This window comes from Parvibaculum sp., from assembly GCF_049672805.1.
Taxonomy (GTDB): domain Bacteria; phylum Pseudomonadota; class Alphaproteobacteria; order Parvibaculales; family Parvibaculaceae; genus Parvibaculum.
Genome location: NZ_JBATWS010000216.1, coordinates 1 through 1,678, shown reverse-complemented (window position 1 = coordinate 1,678; position 1,678 = coordinate 1). Strand labels below are relative to the sequence as shown.

The 1,678-nt window shown below is 61.1% G+C and carries 1 protein-coding gene; it reads left to right on the top strand.

What is annotated here, in order from left to right; all coding sequences use genetic code 11:
• Nucleotides 1–219 precede the first annotated feature (219 nt).
• Nucleotides 220–1,629 carry a methylenetetrahydrofolate--tRNA-(uracil(54)-C(5))-methyltransferase (FADH(2)-oxidizing) TrmFO gene (gene trmFO / locus WBF74_RS06870; protein ID WP_424437178.1) on the top strand — a complete coding sequence of 470 codons (1,410 nt, stop codon included), beginning with the start codon at nt 220–222 and terminating at the stop codon, nt 1,627–1,629.
• The last annotated feature ends 49 nt before the right edge of the window (nt 1,630–1,678 follow it).

Sequence of the window (1,678 nt, the reverse complement as noted above, 5' to 3'; positions counted from 1 at the left end):
GCAGAATGGGAGTGAGAAGCGCCGCCACAGGCGTGATTGCCGCTGCTTGGACTGCGACCTAAAACGGGCTGAGATTCGTGAAATCCATAGCCGCTCTTTCTGGCGCTACACCGCGGCGTTTGCGCTGATAGCGTCGATTATCGGCTCCGCTTGGTACAACTTTGTAGGCAGTCGTACGCCCACTTGGGACTTTCTTCTTTCCGCGCTACAAAGCGTCCCATGACGAAAGACACTCCTCCCGTTCACATAGTTGGCGCCGGCATGGCGGGTTCCGAGGCGGCCTGGCAACTCGCACAGGCGGGTTGCCCCGTGGTGCTCCACGAGATGCGCCCGTTGGTGAAAACTGATGCCCACCACACCGATGGTTTTGCTGAGCTTGTCTGCTCCAATTCCTTCCGTTCGGATGATTATGAGCTGAACGCAGTCGGCCTGCTGCATGAGGAAATGCGCCGGGCGGGTTCCATCATGATGGAGGCGGCAGAAGTCGCGCGCGTGCCCGCAGGCGGCGCGCTGGCTGTGGACCGCGACATCTTCTCCGACTATGTGACGAAGAAACTCACCGCGCATCCGCTCATCACGGTGGAACGCGGCGAGGTTGACGGCATTCCGCCCGCCGAATGGGACAATGTCATCATCGCCACGGGGCCGCTCACATCTGACAAGCTCGGCAAGGCGATCAGCAACCTCACAGGCGCGGATGAACTCGCCTTTTTCGATGCGATTGCACCGATCGTCTATCGCGACAGCATCGACATGTCGGTCTGCTGGTTCCAGTCGCGCTATGACAAGGAAAGTGCGGGCGCGTCCGGCCCCGCAGGCGCGGGCAAGGACTACATTAACTGCCCGATGACGCGTGAGCAATATGACGCCTTCATCGAGGCGCTGCTTGCGGGTGAAAAGACCGAGTTCAAGGACTGGGAGAAATCCACGCCCTATTTCGATGGCTGCCTGCCCATCGAAGTGATGGCAGAGCGCGGGCATGAGACGCTGCGCTTCGGGCCGATGAAGCCGGTCGGCCTCACCAATCCCCATGCGCCGGATGTGAAGCCCTATGCGATCGTGCAGCTTCGGCAGGATAATGCGCTCGGCACGCTCTACAACATGGTCGGCTTTCAGACGAAGCTGAAACATGGCGAGCAGACGCGCATCTTCCGCACCATCCCCGGCCTTGAGAATGCAGAGTTTGCGCGGCTTGGCGGGCTGCACCGCAACACTTTCATCAACAGCCCCAATCTACTTGACGGCGTGATGCGGCTGAAAAATGATCCGCGCCTCCGCTTTGCCGGGCAGATTACTGGCGTTGAAGGCTATGTCGAAAGCGGCGCGATGGGCCTGCTTGCCGGCCGCTTCGCTGCCGCAGAGCGGCAGGGCCGCGCCGTCACGCCCCCGCCCCGCACGACCGCGCTCGGCGCCCTTCTCGCGCATATCACAGGCGATGCGAATGCGGCGACCTTCCAGCCGATGAATGTGAATTTCGGCCTCTTCCCGGAGCCGGAAGTGCCGCGCGACGAAAACGGCAAGCGCCCGCGCGGCAAGGCAAAAGCCCCCGCCCGCAAGCGTGCCTATACGTCCCGAGCGCTGCGCGATCTTGAAGGCTGGCTCACGCCACAGGCGGAAGCTGCCGAATAATCAGCACGAATAATCAGCACGAATAATCAGCCGGAATAATCAGAATGTG

What these genes read in the sequence shown, in the direction of transcription:
- trmFO (WP_424437178.1), top strand. Translation starts at nt 220, where the DNA reads ATGACGAAAGACACTCCTCCCGTTCACATAGTTGGCGCCGGCATGGCG.